This is a genomic window from Mycobacterium sp. DHQP2018-32-09, assembly GCF_058148405.1.
In genome coordinates this window covers 17,624-38,031 of sequence record NZ_JBYVYK010000054.1, presented here as the reverse complement: position 1 = coordinate 38,031, position 20,408 = coordinate 17,624, and the positions used below count along the sequence as shown (strand labels likewise).

Sequence of the window (20,408 nt, the reverse complement as noted above, 5' to 3'; positions counted from 1 at the left end):
ACCGGGCTGCGTCGCGTCGGCGCGCGCGGCCGACAGCGCGTACACCGGCTGCTGGCGGACGCGCGGGCGGGCGACGAGGTGGCCGTACGACGCGCGCTGGGCGACCGCACCGTCATCACGTCCGGCGACGGCACGCCGATCCCGACGACGGGGCTGGTGGCGCTGCTGCGCGACGCCCGATGGGAGAAGGTGATCGCCGCGGGCGACACCGTGACCGCCCGCATCCATGCCGGCGACCGCCGAGGCGTGCTCTTCACCACCGTGCACCCGAAGCCGTTCGCCATCACCGAGGTCACACTGTTCTTTCAGCCCGGTCGAGTTTCGGGTGGCGTGCATTGACTGCGCCGAGGAACGTGAGACGGTTACAGCACCATGCCTGACCACCAGTACGTGACATACGAAGAATTCGGCCGCAAATTCTTCGAGGTCGCAGTCTCCGAGCAGCGGGTCGGCGACGCCATCGCCGCCATCGCCGGCGACGAGTTCGAGATGGGCCCCATCGCCCAGGGGCCCGGCAAGTTCGCCAAGGTCACCGCCCGCGTCCGGGTGCAGACGCCGCAGGTCAAGCGTCGCGTCGGCGAACTGATCACGTTCGCCATCCGGATTCCGCTGGAGATCGAGCTGGTGGTCGACCTGCGCATCGACAAGCCGCGGTTCATGGTGTTCGGTGAGATCGCGCTGCGCGCCGAGGCGCTCGCCGCCGAACCGCTGCTGCTGATCCTGGACGTGCACCCGCCCCGCGCCGCCGACATCACCATCCACGTCACGTCCCAGACACTGCGCGCCGAGGTGGTCCGCATCATCGGCGGGGTCGACGCCGAGATCAAGCGGTTCATCGCCGCCCACGTGACCGGCGAGATCAACAGCCCCGCCTCACGCGACGCCAAGATCATCGACGTCGCCCAGCAACTCGACGACACCTGGACCGGGGTCTGAGGACCCACCCCCGGCGTCGATTGGGTCGATTGGTCCGCGTCCCCGCGGGGCCGTAGGCTCCTCGCGTGACCCGCGCCCGCACCGCCACCCGCCTGCTCGCCCTCACCGCAGGGGCCGCCGCCACCCTGGTCGCCACCCAGGTCGTGGCCGCTGCCCCCGCGCAGGCCGACCCCGCCGGCGACGCGTTCGTCAACTCCCTCGGCAACGCCGGCGTTCCCGTGGCCAACCCCGCCGATGCCGTCGCCCTCGGCCAGTCCGTGTGCCCCATGCTGGCCGAACCCGGCCAGAACGCCGCCAACGCCGCGGCCCAGGTCGCCGACGCCGCGGGCATGCCACTGGGTCCGGCCACCATGTTCACCGGCATGGCGATCACGATGTTCTGCCCCAGCGTGATGGCTTCGGTCGGCAACGGGCAGAACCCGCTGGCGGGTCTGCCCACCGGCCTACTGGGCTTCTGACACCACCCCGAGTTCCGAGACGCCGGCCAGCTCGGGCCGCTTCGGCCCGCGGCCGTTGCCCGACGACAACCCCCGCAGATGCCGCCAGATCCACGGCATGAGCAAGTTCTGCGCCCACAGGACCTGCGAGTACAACCGCGACCGCACCCCCGGCAACTCCACGTCCGGCCGCGCCAGCGCCCAGTCGTGATTCGCCCCCGGTAGCCCCAGCGCCTCCGCGGCTGCCTGCGCGAACAACTCGTGACCCGTCGGCGAGCCGTGCACCCGATCGTCGCTCCACACCCGCGGATCGATCATCGACGGCGCCGAGTACAGGTCCACCAGCCGAAATCCGTGGCGCACCGCCGCGGCCCGGATCGCGCCGTTGATCGCCAGCACGCGGTCGGCGATCAACCGCCCCACCGGCAGGATGCGCGCCAGGTCGGGGAACGTCGTGATGACCACGGTGGCCCCGGACGCCGCCAGCCGGGCGTGCAACAGGTCCAGATCCTCCAGCGCCCGCGCGAACGTCCCACCGGGACGCGTCACGTCGTTCATGCCGATGCACGACGTGACGAGGTCCGGCGACATCGCCAACGCCGCCGGCAGCTGCTCGTCGACGACGTCGCGGATGCGTCGACCCCGCACCGCCAGGTTGGCGTAGCGCAGACCGGGATTCAGCCGGTCCAGGCGCACCGCCAGTCGATCGGCGAACCCGAACAACCCCGTCGCGTCGTCGCCGTCCCACAGACCCTCGGTCTGGCTGTCGCCGAGCGCCACGTACCGCGCGTAAACCCCGTCAACCACACCGGCGACTGTAACGGGGACAGCGCGACGGCGCCCGGCGCGATACCCACCCGCTACAGGGGCTGCAGCTCCATCCGCCACTCGTCCAGTTCGCCGACGATCCGCACCGCGTCGGGGCGCAACTCGACCGCGACGATCCGCATGCCGGTCGGCAAGCGCGGCAACCGAATCGGGTACCCGGGCGTGCGGGCCGGCAGCGGCCACCGTCGCCGCCGCACCAGCGCGCGCGGGACCACCCACAGCGTGTCACCGTCGAGGCGGACGTCCACCTCGACGTGGCCCGCCGCCTGCCGTCGCGCGACGTGCACGGTCGCCACGCCGCGGCGGTCCAGCCGCCCCACCAACCGGGGTGCCGCACGGCTCACCAACCGCTCCAGGGTGGGGGCAGGCACGTCGATCGAGAGTTCCACCGGGGCCGCCACCAGCACCGGCGGCACGCCCGCGCGCAACCGCACGTCGTGCAGCGTCGCGGTGGCGGTCGCCAGGCGATGCTCGTCGAAGCGGACGTCACGCGCGGTCACCCGGACGTCGTGCCACGGGCCGGGACCCCGCAGCCGCGCGACCACGTCGTCGACCACCAACAGCAGCGTGCCGTCCCCGGCCCGAACCCGGATGCGCCTGCCCACCACCAGCCGGCGCACCGCGACGAACACCCCCAGGTAGGCCGCCGAGACCCCGGTGTCCGCCAGCACGTCGAGTGAGCGCAGCGGACTCCACCCCGGCGGTGGCCCCCAACGCGTCACCACTCCAGCATCCGGCACGGCCGCCGCCGTGCCAACCCGTGCGATCATGGGCCGCGTGGTGACGCCAGGGCGGGGGAGCAGCCGATGCCGAAGCTGAGCGCGGGCGTGCTGCTCTACCGCAAGGGCGCCGACGGCGTGCAGGTGCTGCTGGGGCACCCCGGCGGGCCGTTCTGGGCGCGCAAGGACGCCGGCGCCTGGTCGATTCCCAAGGGCGAGTACGCCATCGAGGAGGACCCGTGGACGGCCGCGCGGCGCGAGTTCCGCGAGGAGATCGGCCTCGACGTACCCGCGGGCACCCCCATCGAGCTGCCCGCCGTCACGCAGCCCGGCGGCAAGGTGGTCACCGCGTTCGCCGTCCGCGGCGACCTGGACCCCGCCCGCGGCGTGTCCAACACCTTCGAGCTGGAGTGGCCGAGGGGTTCCGGACGCATCCAGGAGTTCCCCGAGATCGACCGCGCCGCATGGTTTTCCGTCGCCGACGCCCGGAACAAACTGCTCAAGGGGCAGCGTCCGCTGCTGGACCTGCTGCTCGAGCGGCTGCCACCCGAATGACGACCGCCGCGCTCAGAGGTCCAGGATCAACCCGTCCTCGTCGGCCCGCGACACGCAGACCAGCATGGTCTCGGCACGCTCCGGATCGGTGAGCAACGTGTCCCGGTGATCGACGGCGCCGGCCAACACCCGCGTGCGGCACGTACCGCAGAACCCCTGCTGGCACGAGTACGGCACGTGCACCCCGGCGCGCACCAGCGCGGCGAGCACCGTCTCGTCGGCCGCCACGTCGACCGTGCGGCCCGACGACGCCACCCCCACCGTCAGCGGGCGGCCGTCGACCACCGGTGGCGCGGCGAACCGCTCGAAGTGCAACTCCACGTCGTCGCGACCCACCAGGTGCGCCCGCACCCCGCTGAGCAGGGCGGCCGGACCGCACGCGTAAACCGTGGTGGCGCTTGGGCATTCACCCACCAGGTCGGCCGCCGTCGGTAGCCCGTGACGATCGTCGGTACGGATCTGGATCCGGTCGCCGAAGCGCTCGAGTTCCTCCAGGAACGGCAGGCTGTCCGGATGACGGCCGACGTAGATCATCGACCAGTCGACGCCGAGACGTTCCGCCGCGGCCAGCATCGGCAGGATGGGGGTGATGCCGATGCCGCCCGCGACGAAGCGGAACCGCTGCGTCGGCGAACCGTATCCGGGCACCGCGAGGGGAAACGCGTTGCGGGGCCCGCCGGTGGTCAGCCGGGTGCCCACGGCGAGCGCGTCGTGCACCTCGACCGACCCACCGCCACCGCCGGGGATGCGGCGCACCGCAATGCGATACGACCGTGCGTCGGCCGGGTCGCCGCACAGGGAGTACTGCCGCACCCGGCCGCTGGGCAGGTGCACGTCCAGGTGTGAGCCGGGGTGCCAGCGGGGCAGCTCGCCCCCGTCGGCCGCGACGAGACGCAGTGCCACGACGTCCTGGTCGCGCGCCACCACCGTGCGCTCGGCGACCTCGAGGGCGACGGTCCGGTCCACCGCCCGGGGCGGCGCCATCTGGCGCACCCGCCCCGACACGGCGAACAGTCCGGTGAGCGCGGCGTCGGCCAGCCCCACCGACCAGGCGCGGCCCGAGGTGCCGGGCATGGGCGGCAGCTCCCGCAGGCGCGTGCGCAGCCGCATCAGAGGTGCGCCGCGCGGGCCGCGGGGGAGCTGGCCAGGTATGCCACGGCCTGCGCGGTGGACCCCATGGACTCCGGGCTGAACTTCGGCCGGAAGTACGTGAAGGTGTTGCCGCCGAACAACTTCCGGAACTCCGGCAGCAGGCCCAGCTTGGAGTCGCGCATCCGCATCCGCTGCATCTGCCACCACCGCAGATCGAGGCTCGGATCGTGGCGCACCAGGTACCACGTGCCACGCTGGAAGAACGTGAACATCATCGCGATGGCGATGGTCATGGCGCGCACCCGGTCGACGTAGCTGTCGTGGAAGTACGTCGCCACGTCGTGGGCCACCATGCGGTGCTCCACCTCCTCGCTGCCGTGCCAGCGGAACAGGTCCACCAACGTGGCGTCGGCCCCGTGGTCGTCCCACGTGCTGTTCAGCGAGAAGTCACCGAGCACCGCCGTGTAGTGCTCGATGGCCGCGATCAGCCACAGCCGGTCGCACAGGTCGTTCATCCTGCGCTTCGGGTCGGGCGAATCGGTGGGCGCCAGCATCTTCTCGAACACGTACTCGACCAACTCCAGCAACGGCGCGACGTCGACGCCCGACGACCGCAGGTACTCCTGCAGGACCGCGTCGTGCGTGTCGGCGTGCACGGCCTCCTGGCCGATGAAACCGCGGATGTCCTCCGCCAGCTTGGGATCGCGCACCAACGGCAGCGCCTCGTTGAACGTGGTGACGAACCACCGCTCGGCGGCGGGCAGCACGACGTTGAGCAGGCTGACCATGTGCGACGCGACGGGATGCCCGGGGATCCAGTCCAGCGGCGTGTCGGTGACGTCGAAGTGCACCTTGCGGGCCTGGATCTGCACCGGCCCCGGATCGATCTCGGTGGCGAAGCGCGTCGGACGCAACATGCGGTAGGACCCCCTCTGGAGACGTCGCGAACGAAGTCGCGATGGCAGTGGTGAGGGGGAGTCTACGGGTTATGTGGGAACGTCGGTAGCGGGTACCGGGGGTGTCGGCCGCTCAGGCACCCGGCATCGGCATGCCGGGCTGCGGGCCCACCGGCGTCGCCGTCACCGTCGTCACCCCGTTGCCACCCACCCGGGGGCCCCCGCCGCCGCCGGCACCGGCCGGCGTGTTGTCGGTGGCGTTGAGCACCGCTTCCTTGGTGCAGTTCAAGTTCAGATACATCCGGCCGCCGCCGGTGATCTTCTGCTGTTCGACGATGCACTCGGCCTGCGGGTAATCACTGCCGACGGCGCCGCCGAAGAAGGCCTTCACACCCTGGCTCTTGAGAATGGCCAACGCGCGCCCGTACGGCTCGCCGACGACGTTGTACGACGACGAGCTGGGTTCCGATGCGGCGACACCAGGCGCCACCAGGGACACCACGGCGGCCGATGCCGCGATGACGCTGGCACTGGCGCCGAGTACGGCGAGCTTCTTCACGTGACCTCCGGTTGTCGCGGCTGCGCCTGCGAACATAGCGCAGATGGGTGTCTCGAGGAACTTCGCTCAATCACCCGCCGGCGTTACCCGATGGTGCAGCACCTCGGCCAATGCCGCAGCGCGAGCATTCGTGAACACGTCCTCCAGCAGGATGGCGCGGCCGTCCGGCCCGGCCAGCGGCACCCGCCAATTCGGGTACTCGTCGACCGTCCCCGGCTGATTCTGCGTCCGCACGTCACCCACCGCGTCCGGCAACGCCAGCGCCAACAGTCGCGACGGCGTCCGGCCCAGGAACCGGTAGAGCGCGGTGACGACCTCCTCGGTGTTCGGTGCGGTGCCCGGCGCGGCCGCCTCGCCCAACAGGCCCAGGCGGCGCAGCACCGCCAGCCACGCGTCCTGCTCCGCCCGGTCGGCCGCCCGTTCCTCCGCCGCGCTGCGGGTCAACAGCCCCAGCCGCTCCCGCAGCGCCACGTGCTCGCCCGCGAGATAGCCCGCCGTCGGCGGCAGATCGTGCGTCGTCACCGACGACAGGCAGAACTCCCGCCACCTCTCGGCAGGCAGCGGACCGCCGGCGGCATCACCGCCGTCACGGTCCAGCTCGAACCACAGTATCGAGGTGCCCAGCACCCCGCGCCCGGCGAGGTACTCGCGCGCCCACGGCTCCACCGTGCCCAGATCCTCACCGACGACCACCGCATCCGCGCGGTGCGCCTCCAACGCGACGATGCCGATCATCGCCTCGTGGTCGTAGCGCACGTACGTACCCTCCGTCGGCGCCGCACCGCGCGGAATCCACCACAGCCGGAACAAGCCGATCACGTGGTCGATGCGCACCCCGCCCGCGTGTCGCAGCACCGCGCGCACCACCGCCCGGAACGGCGCATACCCGGCCTCGCGCAACGCATCCGGCCGCCACGGCGGCTGCGACCAATCCTGACCGAGCTGGTTGAACTCGTCGGGCGGCGCGCCCGCGGCCACGCCGAGGGCCAGCACCTCCTGCAACGCCCACGCGTCGGCGCCGTTCGGGTCCACGCCCACCGCCAGGTCGTGCATGATGCCCAGCGCCATGCCGGCCTGCTCCGCCGCGGCCTGCGCTCGCGTCAGCTGATCGTCGAGCTGCCACTGCAACCAGCGGTGGAAGTCCACCGCCTCACCGTTCGCCGCGGCGAACTCCGCCACCGCAGGCGTCCCCGGGTGACGGTACTTCCGCGGCCACTCGTGCCAGTCGTTGCCGAACTTCTCCGCCAGCGCACACCACGTCGCGAAGTCGTCGAGACTGCGACCCTCACGGGCGCGGTAGGCCTCGAACGCCAACTGCCTGCCCGCCGACCGCGGCACCCGGTAGACGTGCCGAAGCGCGGCTCGCTTCGTCGTCCACGCCGAATCCCGGTCGATCCGATCCGCCCGCTGCGCGCGGCCCTGCGCCGCCAACCGCGCCTTGCGCAGCCGTCCGCGGTGGCGCACGTCGGCGTACTCGGGCACCGCCTCGACGCGCAAGTAGAGGGGGTTGACGTAGCGCCGCGACGTCGGCAGATACGGCGACGGCTCCATCGGCGCAGCCGGAGCCGCCGCATGCAACGGGTTGACCAACAGGAAATCCGCCCCGTGACGGGCCGCCGACCACACCGCCAGATCCGTCAGGTCGGTCAGATCCCCGCTGCCCCACGACCGTTCCGAACGCACGCTGTACAGCTGCGTGGCCAGACCCCACGCGCGACCCGCCCCCAGCCCGGCGGGCAGGCGCAGTGTCGGCGGCGTGACGATCAGCGTCGCCACGGCCTCGCGTGCACCGGCGCGCACGTGCAGCCGGTGATACCCCAGCGGCAGGTCGGCAGGCAGCTCGAAACTCGCCTCGCCGACCAGCCGACCGTCCAGGTCATACGGCGGCGTGTCGTTGACCAGCTGCCGCACCCCGGTGCGCACCGTGCCGTCCTCCAGCCGAATCCACGTCCCCACCGACTGGCCGTGATCGACGTGGACCCAGAACGACGACGTCCGGCCAGCCTGCGTCACGATCGTCTCGGTGACGCAGCGCTCCCAGTACCGCCGCTCGACGTCGGCCAGGGCACGGCCCCGCTCGTCCTCGTCGGCAGCGGCCACCCCGAGCGCGGCCAACACCGCCACCAGCGTCTCCTCCGACACCGGCCGGTGCGCACCCGTCCAGTCCTGGAAGTCGGTGGCCACGCCGTGGCGCCCGGCCAATTCGACGAGGGACGGGGACAGGTCGCTCATGGCCATGATCTTGCCCGGTCCCGGCGCGCGGCGCGTGCCACCACCGCGACGACCCGCGGTCGCACACCCACTCGGTATCGTCGCCGACGATGACGGGCCCACCCCACGACCCGGTTCGACACCTGCGACGGGCCCGGATCGCCGCCTCGGCGCAGTTCCTCACCAACGGCGCGCTGTTCGCCAACCTCGCCCCGCGTCTCCCCGACGTCAAGGCCGACCTGGCACTGTCCAACGCCGCCTACGGCATGGTGGTCGCGGCCTTCCCGGCGGGCGCGCTGGTCGCCGGGATGACGGCCGGCGCCCTGGTCCGCCGCTACGGCGACGCGCGGACGGCGCTCGCGGGCACCATCGGCATCGCGCTGACCATCGCCGTCGCCGCGGCGTCGCCGAGCGCGCTGCTGGTGGCCGCCGCCCTGTTCCTCGGCGGCGCGGCCGACGCCGTCACCGACGTCGCCCAGAACACCCACGGACTGCGCGTACAACGCGCCGTCGGCCGCTCGATCATCAACTCGCTGCACGCGGTGTGGTCGATCGGAGCCGTCCTCGGCAGCGCGATGGGCGCCGCGGCCCTCGCCCTGCACGTGCCCCGCGCGGCGCACCTGGCCGCCACCGGCATCCTGTTCACCGGCGTCGCCGTGCTGGCCTACCGGGCGCGGCTGCCCGGCGCCGACGCCCCGGCCCCACCCACGGCGCATGGACCCACCCGCCGCGTCACCCTCGGCAGGCCCTACGCGCTGCTGGCCCTGCTGATGGTCATCACCATCGCCGGCGCCGTCGTCGAAGACCTCGGCAGCTCCTGGTCCACGCTGTACTTCGGAGAACGGCTGGGCGTCACCGGCGCGCTCGCCGCGTCCGGCTACGTCGGGCTGCTGGCGTCGCAGTTCGTCGGCCGACTCCTCGGCGACCGGCTCGTCGACCGCTTCGGCGAACGACGGGTGGTGCGGTCCGGCGGCATCCTCGCCGCCGCGGGCGTGGGCCTGGCGCTGGCGTTCCCCAGCGTCCCCAGCACGCTCGTCGGCTTCGCGGCAGCGGGCTTCGGGCTGGCCTCGGCCATCCCGGCCGCCATGCACGCCGCCGACCGCCTGCCAGGACTGCCGCAAGGGCGGGCACTCACCACCGTGGCGTGGTCCATGCGCATCGGGTTCGTCGGTGCACCCGCCGTCGTCGGCGCCCTCGCCGACGCCACGACCCTGCGCGTCGGCCTCCTGGTGGTGCCGGTCGCCGCGCTGTTGGCGGTGGCCTGCGCGGGCGCGCTCAGCGCCCGGCCCCACCCGCCAACTCGATGACCAACACCCCCACCACGATCAGCGCGATCCCGACGACCATCCGGCGGGTCAGCGGGTCACCGAACACGTATCGCGCCACCACCGCGACGCACGCGACGCCGCACGCCGTCCACACGCCGTAGGCGACGCCCACCGGCATGCCCAGGCGCAGCGTCACCCACAGCAGGGAGAACGCCGCCGCATAGCCGGCGACGACGGGCACGATCCAGGCCCGACGACGCAATCCCTGCGACGCCCGTAGCGCCAACGTCGCCATCACCTCCAGCAGGATCGCGGTGATCAGCACCAGCCACGTCACGACGGTGCCGCGCCGTCGTGCGACCCGAACTCGACCAGCAGCACGCCCGCGATGATCAACGCGATGCCCCCGGCGAGCGGCCACGTGAGCGCCTCGCCGAACAGTGCCGCCGCGACCAGTGCCGTCGCGGCCGTACCGCAGGCACCCCAGATGCCGTAGGCCACGCCCACCGGCAGACCGGCGCGCAACACCAGCGTGAGGAACACGAACGCGCCGACGTACCCGAGGACCACCACCACCAGCCAGCCGGCGTGCTCCTGAGAGGCACGCAGCGCGAGCGTCGCGGCCACCTCGCTGGCGATGGCGGCTGCCAGCAATCCCCACGTGCGCACGCCGATCAACCTAGTGAGGCGCTGGTCACGGCGGCGGATCGGGTGTCGCGAGTAGCCTGGGCGCACCGTCGGCAACGCCGCCAGCGACATCGAGGAGCCCCACATGTCCCATCCCGCCCGCCCGTCGGCACGAGGAGCGCAGCGGTGACCTTGCAGTCCGACCCGGCCGTGCGCGACGCACCCGTCGTCGACACCACGCACGGTCCGGTCCGCGGGATCGACGACGGCGTGGTGAAGGCGTGGAAGGGCGTGCGGTACGCCGCCCCGCCCGTCGGCGACCTGCGCTGGCGGGCCCCGCAGCCGCCCACCCCGTGGACCGAACCCGCCGACGCGACGAAGGTGGGCCCCGTCTGTCCCCAGCCCACCGACCCGCGCATCCCCATCGACCTCGGGGCCCCGCAAGGCGACGACTGCCTGACGCTCAACGTGTGGGCCTCCTCCGACACCGCGCCGGGAGCCGGCAAACCCGTCATGGTGTGGGTGCACGGCGGCGCCTACGTCCTGGGGTCGTCGGCGCAGGCGCTCTACCACGGCAAGGCGCTGGCGGGCGCGGGCGACGCCCTCGTCGTCACCCTCAACTACCGGCTGGGCGCATTGGGCTTCCTGGACCTGTCGTCGTTCGGCACGGCGCGCACCACGTTCGAGACCAACCTGGGGCTACGCGACGTGATCTTCGCCCTGCAGTGGGTGCGCGACAACATCGCGGGCTTCGGCGGCGACCCGCAGCGCGTCACGCTGTTCGGCGAATCCGCGGGCGGCGGCGTGGTGACCACGCTGCTGGCCAGCCCGGCGGCCGCGGGCCTGTTCTCCGCCGCCATCGCGCAGAGTTCCCCGGTCACGTCGCTGTACGACGCCACGCGCGGCCGCACCGTGGGGGAGCGGCTGTTCGATGCGCTGGGCCTGGCCTACGACGCGGCGGACTGGCTGCCCAAGCTGCCCATCGCCGACGTACTCGCCGCCTCCAAGCGGGTCTTCGACGAGGTGCCGGTGGCCGCGCCCGGCACGCTCGGGTTCGCGCCGATCGTCGACGGCGACGTGGTGCCCGGATACCCCATCGACGTCGCCCGCGCCGGCGAGACCCACCCCGTGCCGCTCATCATCGGCACCAATGCCCACGAGGCCGCGCTGTTCCGGTTCATGCGATCCCCGCTGATGCCCATCACCCCGAAGGCGATCTCGGCGATGTTCGCCCAGATCGAGGCCGAGCAGCCGGACCTTCGGCTGCCGTCGCGCGAGGTGCTGGGATCGACCTACCCGGGCCGCGGCAAGGTGCCCGGCCTCGGCGTCGCCCGCGACATCGGGTTCCGCATGCCCACCATCTGGTTCGCCCAGGCGCACGCCGAGGTGGCGCCCACCTACGTCTACCGCTTCGACTGGGCGACGCCGATGCTGCGGCTGCTCCGGCTGGGCGCCGCGCACGCCACCGAACTGCCCTACGTGTGGGGCAACCTCTCGATGGGACCCAAGGACCCCACGTTCAAGCTGGGCGGCCTCAAGGTCGGCACGCAGGTGTCCGAGCGGATGCGGCGCCGTTGGTTGAACTTCGCGTCCGGATCCGCCCCGGATGCGTACGCCGGCGACCCGGCGTGGCGGCCCTACCGCGACGGTGAGCGCGCGACGCTGGTGATCGACGGCGTCGACACCGTGGTCGAGGACCCGGACCGGGATCTGCGCGCGGCCTGGGGTGACGAGGTGCTGAGCTTCCGGTAGTGACCTGCGGTCACGACCGACGTCGTGGGGCGGTGCCCGAGCTGGGTGTCCCGTGTCGAGGTTGCCGTGAGGGTCGTGATCTCCGCGCGAATCACGACCCTGACGGCAACCGGAACGCGTGTGGGTCCACCGATTGGGGGAGTTCGGTTTCATCCGCCGGTGGGGCCGGTCGGTCGATATGGCCTGCGCGTCGTGGGCGGGAGTATTGGGTCATCGCCGGAACACGCCGGCCGTACCGCTCGAAAACCGCTCGCTCTCAGGAGAAGTCATGACCAAGATCCTCGCCACCATCGCCCTGCCCGTCGCCGCAGCCGGCATCCTGGGCGGTGCGGCCCTGGGCCTGGCCGGTGCCGCCAACGCCGCCGCGGTAGGGGGCGAGGGGCCCTCGGGCCACGGCTACGGGTACTCGCCGCAGACGTTCGCCCATCCCGCGCCGACGGTGGGCCCGGGCTGGCACGGCAACCACGGCCCCGCCTACATCGCCCACCTGACCGGTGCCGACCAGAAGTAGGCGCCCCCCGGACTCGAGGCCCCCACCCCACATCCCCGGGGGTGGGGGTTTCGTCGTCGTGGTCGCCACCAGGGTCATGCATTCTGCGGGATCGCCACCCGCGCCGGAATCGGAGGGCTCGGTTCCTGCCACGCACCGCTCAATGACTGCCATCCGAAATAGGTGCGTTGACGTGCGGGTTACACGTGGCAGGACACCGCGGAAGCGGTCATCGAGAGGGAGCAGAGATCATGAAGAAGACCACCATCGCCGGCATCATCGCCACCGGTTTCGCCGCCGCCGTGTTGGGCCTGGCCGCCCCGGCCAGCGCCGGGATCGATCACCACACGTGGATCAACGACATCCAGCAGACCGCGACCGTGCCCGCCCCGCAGGCGACCTTCGGCAACGGCCGCTGACCCCAGTCCCTCGGCACACGGGGCATCCACCCTTGGGGTGGGTGCCCCGTCGTCGTGTCGAGGGGCCCGGTCATCCGGGTCACCGACCGTTCGATTGCCGTCAGGGTCCGTGATCTCCGCGCGAATCACGACCCTCACGGCAATTGGAACGCGTGTGGGTCCACCGATTGGGGGAGTTCGGTTTCATCCGCCGGTGGGGCCGGTCGGTCGATATGGCCGGCGCGCCCTGGGCGGGAGTATTGGGTCATCGCCGGAACACCGGCCGAACCACTCGAAAACCGCTCGCTCTCAGGAGAAGTCATGACCAAGATCCTCGCCACCATCGCCCTGCCCGTCGCCGCCGCCGGCATCCTGGGCGGTGCGGCCCTCGGCCTGGCCGGGGCCGCCACCGCCGCCACGGTAGGGGGCGAGGCGCCCACGGGTCACGGCTACTCGTACTCGCCGCAGACGTTCGCCCACCCCGCGCCGACGGTGGGCCCGGGCCGGCACGGCAACCACGGCCCCGCCTACATCGCCCACCTCACCGGTGCCGACCAGAAGTAGGCGCCCCCCGGACTCGAGGCCCCCACCCCACATCCCCGGGGGTGGGGGCGTCGTCGTCTCGACTGCCCGGGGTCGCGGATCCGCGGCGTTCACGACCGTGGAAGCCATCGACGCCATCCCGCAAGCGAGACAGCGGACATGTCAGACCTCGAATGTATGTTCGAAGCATGCGGGCGGGGATGGTGGCAGAGTCGGTGGCAGCGTTGCGTGCCGCCGTGGATGCGCTGGCTTCCTGCGACCTCGAATCACTCGACGCCGCCGAGCGGGTGGAACTCCTCGCCGAGCTGGAGACCCACCGCTGCCGCATCCCCGCGCTCGAACACCGCCTGATCAACGCTCTGGACGCCGACACCCCGCCAGCGCAGTTGGGGGCCAAGAGTCTCGCCGATGCGTTGCAGACCCGGCTGAACCTGCACCCCAGGGAAGCCAAGCGCCGCGTCGCGGTGGCCGCCGACCTCGGGCCCCGACGGTCTCTGACCGGACAGCCGATGCCACCGAAGCTGCCCGCCACCGCTCTTGCGGTGGCGCACGGGGTGATCAACGCCGACCACGTGACCGTGATCCGCGACGCCGTCGCCAAGATCCCCACCCACGTCGACCCGATGCAGCGGTCGGGGTTGGAGGTCGCCTGGGCGCGGGCCGCGATGTCGATGGCGCCGCATCAGTTGGCCGCCGATCTCACGCGGGCGCTGTATCTGCTCGATCAGGATGGGCCGCCGCCGACCGACGAGGACGGGGCGGCGTCGCGGCGTGACCGTCGGGAAGCAGGCCGCCGATGGCACCGTCGCGGTGAACGTGGTGATGACCGCCGCGGCCTGGGCCGCCCTGGAAGTCCTGTTGGCGAAGTTCGCCGCCCCAGGCATGTGCAACCCCGCCGACGATGAGCCCTGTACGTCGGGGACACCGAGCCAAGCGCAGATCGACGCCGATGACCGCACGCTGGCCCAGCGCCGTCACGACGCGTTGGCGTTCCTCCACCGCACGGCCCTGGCCAAGGGTGAACTGGGCCGGCTCAACGGGATTCCCACCGCGATCCTGATCCGCACCACCCTCGCCGATCTGGAGTCCCGCGCCGGCGTCGGGGTGACCGGCGGCGGCACCGTGCTCACCCGCCGCGAGATCCTGCAGCTGGCCGCCCAATCCACCACCACGGGATTCCTGACCCTGTTCGACGACGCGACCGGCAAGGTCCTCGACCTGTTCCAGACCCGCCGCACCGCCACCGTCGTGCAACGCCTCGCCCTGATCACCCGCGACGGGGGCTGCACCAAACCCGGTTGCACCGTCGGGGCGTACGGCTGCCAAGTGCACCACGCCAAGAAGGACTTCGCCGCCGGTGGCAACACCAACGTCAACGACAACGCCCTGGCGTGCGGCAGTGACAATCGGCTCGTCGGTAAGGGCGGCTGGACCACCCGGATGAACGCCCGCCACCAGGTCGAATGGCACCCACCCCCACTGCTGGACCGCGGCCAAACCCGGGTGAACACCTACCACCACCCCGAACGACTCCACCCGCCGCCGGGTGGTGGGGAAAGCGGCTGCGCGGCAGGCGAATTCGCGGAATCAGGGTCCGCCGGCCGCGCCGACGGCCCCACCATCGACGATCCGTGGGCACCTGAATTGGATCTGGTTGGGGAGGCGGCACGGGTCGACGGTCGGGATGACCGCGTTGGCGGCGATCCTTGGGCGCCCGACGTGCACCCGGCCGTCGAGACCGCCCGGGAAGGAGAACGTACCGACCAGCGCCCACCCGGCGGGCCCGCACCACCGCACGGCAATGAGGTGGGGTAGCGCGACGGTGGGGTGGGGTGCCCTGGCGGTGGGGGAGACCGTGGAGTGGGGTGGCGCGGAAGTGGGGGGCGACGGTGGGGTGAGCTGGCATGGCCGTGGCGCGCGGGGGTGAAGTGGGGTGGCCCGGCGGTGGTGGCGACGGTGGAGTGAGCTGGCATGGCCGTGGCGCGCGACGGTGGAGTGAGCTGGCATGGCCGTAGAGCGCAACAGTGGGGTGGGGTGGCCCGGCGGTGGGGGAGACGGTGGGGTGGGGTGGCATGGCCGTAGAGCGCAACAGTGGGAGTGGGGCGGCCCGGCGGTGGGGGAGACCGTGAAGTGGGGTGGCGCGGAAGTGGGGGGAGACAGTGGGGGTGGGGTGGCCCGGCAGTGGCGCGCGACTGTGGAGTGGGACGGCGCGGCATCAGTGGGGTGGCCACCGCCGCCGCCCGACGCTCGACGTGGCCGCTGCCCGTGGTGCCATGTAACGCAGACACGGTCTCGAGCGGATAACAGTTCATGATCGGTTTCGGCTCTCGGTACTGTGGGACCCTCGACGAGCACCCGCGATCGGAGGCCACCGTGCGAACCAGTTGGCGACGACTCCTCGGGACCCTGGCCGTCGGTGCCAGCGCCGCCGTCATGGCCCTGGCCGGACCCGTGCCGGCGGCAGAGGCCGCACCCGCACCCGCCGTGGGGCCCCTGGTGTTCCCGGGCATGGAGATCCGCCAGGACCGCAACGTCTGCACCCTCGGCTTCGTCGACGTCGCCACCAGGACCGCCTACACCGCAGGGCACTGCCGCGCCGGCGACGGCGCCGTCACCAACCCCGCCGGCCTGCCGCTGGGCCAGGGCACGCTGTTCCAGGACAACACGCCCGACGGCACCACCATCACCACCGACCACCTCATCTCCGACTGGCAGACCATCGCGCTGGCCCCCGACGTCACGGTCAACGACGTGCTCCCCGGCGGCCGGGCCCTGGTCGTCGACCCCACCGTCGTCCCCACCAACGGCCAGCGCGTCTGCCACTTCGGCGTGGTCACCGGCGAGAGCTGCGGCACCATCGAATCGGTGAACAACGGCTGGTTCACCATGACCAACGGCATCGTCAGCCAAAAGGGCGACTCCGGCGGCCCCGTGTACGTGCCCACCGACGACGGCCGCGCCGTCATCATCGGCATGTTCAACAGCACGTGGGGCAGCTTCCCCGCCGCCGTGTCCTGGCAGTCGACCGACCAGCAGATCCGCGACGAGGTGGTCAAGACGTCCGGGACCGCCAACCCCGCCGTCGACGCCGCCGCCCGGGTCACGGTGCCGCCGTCTTCCGACGCTCCCGCCTGACCGCCCACTAGGATCGGCGCGTGCGGGTATCGACGAACCGGTGGTCCCGTCGCAAGATCACCATCGCCGTGCTGGCATCGGTCGGGATCCTCGCGATGCTGGGCACCACCGCTGCTGCGCTGGTGATGCCGTTCCTACGACCGGACCCCAAGGACCAGCCCCCACGCGCCATGGCGCCGCCCACGCCCACGCAGCCCGTCCTCGTGATCAAGCCGCTCGACGTCCGGCCCGTGCTCGAGGCGTTCCAGGCGCAGCCCGGCCAATGCGACCCGCCCCCGCCGCCGGTGCCGCCCACCGATCCGCAGCCGGCATGCGACGTCGAACGCAAGGCGCACTACCAATTGGCGCCCGTATCACTGGAACTCGGCCTCACCAACGCCAAATCGCTGAAGCTGCCGATGAGCGAGTTCTACAGCGTCCAGATCGTCATGGACACCCGCTCGAGCGCCGACTTCCTGCGCTACACCACCGCGAACGTTGGCAAGCAGGTCGCGTTCGTCCGCGACGGCCTGGTACTGGCCGCGCCCGCCATCACCCAGCCCATCGACGGGCAATCGATCCAGCTCTCCGGTGACATGACCCAGCAGACCGCCGACACCATCGCGAAGATGCTGCGCGACGGCTCCTGAGTCAGTCCAGCAGTTCGAACACCGGGATGCTCGGCGCGACCGCGCGGACCTCGGCGTCCCCGGAGGTGGGTGCGAGCCCGCCCACGTGGCCCTTCACCTCCCAGAACCAGCGGTCGAGATAACGCCGCAGGATCGGCGGCTTGGCGTCGTCGTCGACTTCCAGCAGGCGGATCCGGCGGCGACGCCACCGTGGACCCATCTCCAGTTCGCCTGCGGCGCGGGCATTTCGGGACCACTGCGTGGCGCCGCGGGGCGAGACGAGGTAGCGCCTGCCGTCGATCTCCAGCAGGTTCACCACGACGCCGCGCGGCGTGCCGGTGCGGCGGCCGCGGACGCGGACGGCGGTGGTGCCCGCGATGCTGACGCCGGCCTCGGCGAGCCACCGCAGCACTTCGTTGCCGGTGCGGGCCAAACGGCTCGGGCGGTCGTAACGGACGGTCATTCGGGGCCTCCTCGATGTGGCGATCAGAGAGCACTGCTCTCTTTTCAACCGTGACACGGCGACGGCCGGAAAGCAAGAGCACCGCTCTCGTTCATGGCAGACTGCGACCATGGGCACCCGCAGCCAGGCACGCGCGGCCACCGAACGCGACATCGTCGACATCGGCAGACGCCACCTCGCCAGCGTCGGCGCCGCCAACCTGTCGCTGCGGGCCATCGCCCGCGAGCTGGGCATGGTGTCGTCGGCCATCTACCGCTACGTCGCCAGCCGCGACGAGCTGCTGACGCTGCTGCTCGTCGACGCCTACACCGACCTCGCCGACGCCGTCGACACCGCCCGCGCCCGTCCCGCCGGCGACTGGCGGGATCGAGTGCGGGCCATGGCCCACGCGGCACGCGGCTGGGCCGTCGCCGACCCCGCGCGGTGGGCGTTGCTCTACGGCAGCCCGGTACCGGGATATCACGCGCCCGCCGAACGCACCGTCGGCCCGGGCACGCGGGTCGTCGGCGCCGTGCTCGCGGTGGTCGCCGAGGGTGCCGGTTCGGTGGCGGATGTCGAAGGCACTGTCTCGCAACGACTCTCGCACCGACTCTCGCGCGACTACGTGGGCATTCGCGACGAGTTCGGCATCGGCGGCGACGACGCGACCATGACGGCGTGCCTGGCGCTGTGGGCCGGGCTGGTCGGCGCGATCGGTCTGGAGGTGTTCGGGCAGTACGGCGCCGACACGTTCGCCGACCCCGTCGAGGTGTTCGACGCGCAGGTCACCACGTTGCTGTCACTGTTCGTCGACCGGAACTAGAACACGTTATAGCTTCGGGGGCGGTGCGGCGATATCCTCTTGTGGATGCCCGACCAGACACCTGTCCAGATCGCGTGGGTGACCGCCGACCTGGACGCCACCGAGGCGGCACTCACCGCGCTCCTCGGGGCCCGCCGGTGGGTGCGCATGCCCGACGTGCACTTCGGACCCGACGACTGCACCTACCGCGGCGCCCCCGCCGACTTCACCGCGCACGTCTCACTCTCCTATGCCGGGGACACCCAACTGGAGATCCTCGCCCCGGTGCGTGGCGACTCCCTCTACTCCGAATTCCTCGACCGCAACGGCCCCGGACTGCACCACGTCTGCGTCACCGCGCCCGACCCCGATGCCCTTGCCGCCCGCGTCGCCGCCGCCCAGCGCGCCGGCGCCGAACTGGTGGCCGACGGCACCATGCCCGGCGGCATGCGGTTCGCCTACGTCGGCGCCGCCGACGCGGCCGCGGGCGTTCCGTACCTCGAGATCGCCTACGTGCCGCCCGACATCCAGACGTTCTTCGACCACGTGAAGCAGGAGCAACGATGACCGAACACCCCCGGACGATCCCGGCCACCGAGGTGCCCGACGGCACGGACGGCAACGACGGCAACCACGGCAATGACGGCAACCATGATGCCTACGACGTGGTGGTCATCGGGTTCGGCATGGCAGGCGGCTGCGCGGCCGTCAGCGCCGCCGCCGCGGGTGCCAAGGTCCTGGTGCTCGAACGGGCGGCCGCCGCCGGCGGCACGTCGTCGATGGCCGGCGGCCACTTCTACCTGGGCGGCGGCACCGCGGTGCAGCAGGCGACCGGTCACGACGACACCGCCGACGCGATGTACGACTACCTGGTGGCGGTCTCCCAGGATCCCGATCACGCCAAGATCCGCGCCTACTGCGACGGCAGCGTCGAGCACTTCGACTGGCTGGAGGGCCTCGGCTTCCAGTTCGAACGCAGCTACTGGAAGGGCAAGGTCGTGGTGCCTCCCGGCACCGAGGGCCTGTCCTACACCGGCAACGAGAAGGTGTGGCCGTTCTGCGAGCAGGCCACGCCCGCACCGCGCGGGCACTCCGTGCCGGTCCCCGGCGAACTCGGCGGCGCCGACATGGTGATCCAGCTGCTCGTCAAGCGTGCCGGCGAACTCGGCGTCGAGGTGCGCTACGAGACGGGCGTCACCAACCTCGTCGTCGGACCCGGGGGCGAGGTCACCGGCGTGCGCTGGAAGCGCTTCGGCGACACCGGCTTCGTCCGCGCGGGCAGCGTCGTCATCGCCGCCGGCGGCTTCGCCATGAACGCCGACATGGTCGCCACCCACACCCCGGCGCTGGCGCAGCGGCGCAAGACCAAGCACCACGGCGAGGTGGAGCCCTACATCCTGGGCAACCCCCACGACGACGGGCTGGGCATCGAGCTGGGCGTCTCGGCGGGCGGCGTCGCGGTCAACATGGACGGCCTGTTCATCACCGCCGCCGCCTACCCGCCCGAGATCCTGCTCACCGGCGTCATCGTCAACAACCAGGGGCAGCGCTTCGTCAACGAGGACTCCTACCACTCCCGCACGTCGGCGTTCGTCCTGGCCCAACCCGACCAGCAGGCCTACCTGGTGGTCGACGAGGCGCACATGCAGATGCCGGAGATGCCGCTGATCAAGTTCATCGACGGCTGGGAGACCATCGCCGAGATGGAGGAGGCGCTCGGCATCCCCGCGGGCAACCTCGCCGCCACCCTCGAGCGCTACAACGCCAATGCCGCCAAGGGCGAGGACCCCGACTTCCACAAGCAGCCGGATTACCTTGCCGCCCAGGACACCGGGCCGTGGGCGGCGTTCGACCTGTCCCTCGGCGTCGCGATGTACTCCGGCTTCACCATGGGCGGGCTCGCGGTTTCCCTCGACGGCGAGGTGCTGCGCGCCGACGGCAGCGTGGTGCCCGGCCTGTACGCCGCGGGGGCGTGCGCGTCGAACATCGCCCAGGACGGCCTGGGCTACGCCAGCGGCACCCAACTGGGCGAGGGCTCGTTCTTCGGGCGGCGCGCCGGCACACACGCCGCCACGCACGCCGCCGCGCACGCCCGCTGAGGTGAACGGGC

Annotated in this window: 22 protein-coding genes and 2 pseudogenes; 15 read left to right on the top strand and 9 right to left on the bottom strand. The window is 71.9% G+C overall.

Going from position 1 to position 20,408, the window contains the following annotated elements; genetic code table 11:
* From AC30CM_RS22470 to AC30CM_RS22460, 3 genes and pseudogenes are all read left to right on the top strand, one after another.
* Window positions 1–339, top strand: a pseudogene (locus AC30CM_RS22470) (hypothetical protein); the annotation flags it as partial.
* Window positions 340–372: 33 nt separating this feature from the next.
* Window positions 373–936 carry a hypothetical protein gene (locus tag AC30CM_RS22465; RefSeq protein ID WP_490119125.1) on the top strand — a complete coding sequence of 188 codons (564 nt, stop codon included), beginning with the start codon at window positions 373–375 and terminating at the stop codon, window positions 934–936.
* A 65-nt stretch (window positions 937–1,001) separates the two neighbouring features.
* Window positions 1,002–1,394, top strand: a complete 393-nt coding sequence (locus tag AC30CM_RS22460; protein WP_490119124.1) for a DUF732 domain-containing protein — start codon at window positions 1,002–1,004, stop codon at window positions 1,392–1,394.
* Here AC30CM_RS22460 and AC30CM_RS22455 read toward each other — a convergent pair.
* Complete coding sequence (locus AC30CM_RS22455; protein WP_490119123.1) at window positions 1,380–2,180, bottom strand: SGNH/GDSL hydrolase family protein; 801 nt, start codon at window positions 2,178–2,180, stop codon at window positions 1,380–1,382. The two genes, AC30CM_RS22460 and AC30CM_RS22455, sit on opposite strands and share 15 nt — an antisense overlap.
* Before the next feature lie 53 nt (window positions 2,181–2,233).
* A complete protein-coding gene (locus AC30CM_RS22450; RefSeq protein ID WP_490119122.1) occupies window positions 2,234–2,971 on the bottom strand; it encodes a hypothetical protein in 738 nt (245 codons plus the stop codon).
* 36 nt (window positions 2,972–3,007) lie between these two features.
* On the opposite strand from AC30CM_RS22450, the gene AC30CM_RS22445 reads away from it, so the two are divergent.
* Entirely contained in the window at window positions 3,008–3,475 is a 468-nt protein-coding gene (locus AC30CM_RS22445) for an NUDIX hydrolase (RefSeq protein ID WP_490119121.1), read from the top strand.
* 12 nt (window positions 3,476–3,487) lie between these two features.
* Here AC30CM_RS22445 and AC30CM_RS22440 read toward each other — a convergent pair whose 3' ends face one another.
* The 4 genes from AC30CM_RS22440 to malQ form a co-directional block, all read right to left on the bottom strand.
* Window positions 3,488–4,585, bottom strand: coding sequence for a PDR/VanB family oxidoreductase (locus tag AC30CM_RS22440; protein ID WP_490119120.1), 1,098 nt, complete (start codon window positions 4,583–4,585; stop codon window positions 3,488–3,490).
* A complete protein-coding gene (locus AC30CM_RS22435; RefSeq protein WP_490119119.1) occupies window positions 4,585–5,484 on the bottom strand; it encodes a metal-dependent hydrolase in 900 nt (299 codons plus the stop codon). Before AC30CM_RS22435 ends, AC30CM_RS22440 begins: the two co-directional genes overlap by 1 nt.
* A gap of 112 nt (window positions 5,485–5,596) precedes the next feature.
* Window positions 5,597–6,022 carry a hypothetical protein gene (locus tag AC30CM_RS22430; protein WP_490119118.1) on the bottom strand — a complete coding sequence of 142 codons (426 nt, stop codon included), beginning with the start codon at window positions 6,020–6,022 and terminating at the stop codon, window positions 5,597–5,599.
* Between the two features lie 66 nt (window positions 6,023–6,088).
* Window positions 6,089–8,254: a 4-alpha-glucanotransferase gene (gene malQ / locus AC30CM_RS22425; RefSeq protein WP_490119117.1), complete on the bottom strand. Its 2,166-nt coding sequence runs from the start codon at window positions 8,252–8,254 to the stop codon at window positions 6,089–6,091.
* A gap of 89 nt (window positions 8,255–8,343) precedes the next feature.
* Here malQ and AC30CM_RS22420 point away from each other — a divergent pair, with 89 nt between their 5' ends.
* Window positions 8,344–9,540, top strand: coding sequence for an MFS transporter (locus tag AC30CM_RS22420; RefSeq protein WP_490119116.1), 1,197 nt, complete (start codon window positions 8,344–8,346; stop codon window positions 9,538–9,540).
* On the opposite strand, the gene AC30CM_RS22415 is transcribed toward AC30CM_RS22420, so the two are convergent.
* Both AC30CM_RS22415 and AC30CM_RS22410 read right to left on the bottom strand, forming a co-directional pair.
* Window positions 9,509–9,838, bottom strand: coding sequence for a DMT family transporter (locus AC30CM_RS22415; protein WP_490119115.1), 330 nt, complete (start codon window positions 9,836–9,838; stop codon window positions 9,509–9,511). The two genes, AC30CM_RS22420 and AC30CM_RS22415, sit on opposite strands and share 32 nt — an antisense overlap.
* The gene (locus tag AC30CM_RS22410) at window positions 9,835–10,170 is read right to left on the bottom strand and encodes a DMT family transporter (protein WP_490119129.1); all 336 of its coding nucleotides are present in this window, start codon (window positions 10,168–10,170) and stop codon (window positions 9,835–9,837) included. The genes AC30CM_RS22415 and AC30CM_RS22410 overlap by 4 nt, the downstream gene beginning before the upstream one ends.
* Window positions 10,171–10,314: 144 nt before the next feature.
* Between AC30CM_RS22410 and AC30CM_RS22405 the strand changes: the two genes are divergently transcribed.
* The 7 genes and pseudogenes from AC30CM_RS22405 to AC30CM_RS22375 all read left to right on the top strand — a co-directional run bounded on the left by AC30CM_RS22405 (window position 10,315) and on the right by AC30CM_RS22375 (window position 17,075).
* Window positions 10,315–11,880: a carboxylesterase/lipase family protein gene (locus AC30CM_RS22405; protein WP_490119114.1), complete on the top strand. Its 1,566-nt coding sequence runs from the start codon at window positions 10,315–10,317 to the stop codon at window positions 11,878–11,880.
* Window positions 11,881–12,148: 268 nt separating this feature from the next.
* A complete protein-coding gene (locus tag AC30CM_RS22400; protein ID WP_490119113.1) occupies window positions 12,149–12,391 on the top strand; it encodes a hypothetical protein in 243 nt (80 codons plus the stop codon).
* A gap of 230 nt (window positions 12,392–12,621) precedes the next feature.
* Window positions 12,622–12,789, top strand: coding sequence for a hypothetical protein (locus tag AC30CM_RS22395; RefSeq protein WP_490117871.1), 168 nt, complete (start codon window positions 12,622–12,624; stop codon window positions 12,787–12,789).
* A 300-nt stretch (window positions 12,790–13,089) separates the two neighbouring features.
* Complete coding sequence (locus AC30CM_RS22390; RefSeq protein WP_490119112.1) at window positions 13,090–13,332, top strand: hypothetical protein; 243 nt, start codon at window positions 13,090–13,092, stop codon at window positions 13,330–13,332.
* Window positions 13,333–13,373: 41 nt separating this feature from the next.
* Window positions 13,374–15,126, top strand: a pseudogene (locus AC30CM_RS22385) (HNH endonuclease signature motif containing protein).
* Window positions 15,127–15,744: 618 nt separating this feature from the next.
* A complete protein-coding gene (locus AC30CM_RS22380) occupies window positions 15,745–16,446 on the top strand; it encodes an Rv1815 family serine proteinase (RefSeq protein WP_490119128.1) in 702 nt (233 codons plus the stop codon).
* Between the two features lie 20 nt (window positions 16,447–16,466).
* Window positions 16,467–17,075 (top strand): SecDF P1 head subdomain-containing protein, encoded by a 609-nt coding sequence (locus AC30CM_RS22375; protein WP_490119111.1) that lies wholly within the window; start codon window positions 16,467–16,469, stop codon window positions 17,073–17,075.
* A 1-nt stretch (window position 17,076) separates the two neighbouring features.
* Here the strand turns inward: AC30CM_RS22375 and AC30CM_RS22370 are convergent, their stop codons facing one another.
* Complete coding sequence (locus AC30CM_RS22370; RefSeq protein WP_490119110.1) at window positions 17,077–17,517, bottom strand: nitroreductase family deazaflavin-dependent oxidoreductase; 441 nt, start codon at window positions 17,515–17,517, stop codon at window positions 17,077–17,079.
* 109 nt (window positions 17,518–17,626) lie between these two features.
* On the opposite strand from AC30CM_RS22370, the gene AC30CM_RS22365 reads away from it, so the two are divergent.
* The 3 genes from AC30CM_RS22365 to AC30CM_RS22355 are packed head-to-tail and all read left to right on the top strand — an operon-like array spanning window position 17,627 to window position 20,397.
* On the top strand, window positions 17,627–18,319 hold the full coding sequence (locus tag AC30CM_RS22365) for a TetR/AcrR family transcriptional regulator (protein ID WP_490119109.1): 693 nt from the start codon (window positions 17,627–17,629) through the stop codon (window positions 18,317–18,319).
* A 45-nt stretch (window positions 18,320–18,364) separates the two neighbouring features.
* Window positions 18,365–18,865, top strand: coding sequence for a VOC family protein (locus AC30CM_RS22360; RefSeq protein ID WP_490119108.1), 501 nt, complete (start codon window positions 18,365–18,367; stop codon window positions 18,863–18,865).
* Complete coding sequence (locus AC30CM_RS22355; protein WP_490119107.1) at window positions 18,862–20,397, top strand: FAD-binding protein; 1,536 nt, start codon at window positions 18,862–18,864, stop codon at window positions 20,395–20,397. Before AC30CM_RS22360 ends, AC30CM_RS22355 begins: the two co-directional genes overlap by 4 nt.
* Window positions 20,398–20,408: the final 11 nt, after the last annotated feature.

Bases quoted from the DNA above. Each gene is read 5' to 3' on its own strand.
- AC30CM_RS22465 (WP_490119125.1), top strand. From the start codon at position 373: ATGCCTGACCACCAGTACGTGACATACGAAGAATTCGGCCGCAAATTC.
- AC30CM_RS22450 (WP_490119122.1), bottom strand. From the start codon at position 2,971: ATGATCGCACGGGTTGGCACGGCGGCGGCCGTGCCGGATGCTGGAGTG.
- AC30CM_RS22445 (WP_490119121.1), top strand. From the start codon at position 3,008: ATGCCGAAGCTGAGCGCGGGCGTGCTGCTCTACCGCAAGGGCGCCGAC.
- AC30CM_RS22440 (WP_490119120.1), bottom strand. From the start codon at position 4,585: ATGCGGCTGCGCACGCGCCTGCGGGAGCTGCCGCCCATGCCCGGCACC.
- AC30CM_RS22435 (WP_490119119.1), bottom strand. From the start codon at position 5,484: ATGTTGCGTCCGACGCGCTTCGCCACCGAGATCGATCCGGGGCCGGTG.
- malQ (WP_490119117.1), bottom strand. From the start codon at position 8,254: ATGAGCGACCTGTCCCCGTCCCTCGTCGAATTGGCCGGGCGCCACGGC.
- AC30CM_RS22420 (WP_490119116.1), top strand. From the start codon at position 8,344: ATGACGGGCCCACCCCACGACCCGGTTCGACACCTGCGACGGGCCCGG.
- AC30CM_RS22400 (WP_490119113.1), top strand. From the start codon at position 12,149: ATGACCAAGATCCTCGCCACCATCGCCCTGCCCGTCGCCGCAGCCGGC.
- AC30CM_RS22395 (WP_490117871.1), top strand. From the start codon at position 12,622: ATGAAGAAGACCACCATCGCCGGCATCATCGCCACCGGTTTCGCCGCC.
- AC30CM_RS22390 (WP_490119112.1), top strand. From the start codon at position 13,090: ATGACCAAGATCCTCGCCACCATCGCCCTGCCCGTCGCCGCCGCCGGC.
- AC30CM_RS22380 (WP_490119128.1), top strand. From the start codon at position 15,745: ATGGCCCTGGCCGGACCCGTGCCGGCGGCAGAGGCCGCACCCGCACCC.
- AC30CM_RS22370 (WP_490119110.1), bottom strand. From the start codon at position 17,517: ATGACCGTCCGTTACGACCGCCCGAGCCGTTTGGCCCGCACCGGCAAC.
- AC30CM_RS22365 (WP_490119109.1), top strand. From the start codon at position 17,627: ATGGGCACCCGCAGCCAGGCACGCGCGGCCACCGAACGCGACATCGTC.
- AC30CM_RS22360 (WP_490119108.1), top strand. From the start codon at position 18,365: ATGCCCGACCAGACACCTGTCCAGATCGCGTGGGTGACCGCCGACCTG.
- AC30CM_RS22355 (WP_490119107.1), top strand. From the start codon at position 18,862: ATGACCGAACACCCCCGGACGATCCCGGCCACCGAGGTGCCCGACGGC.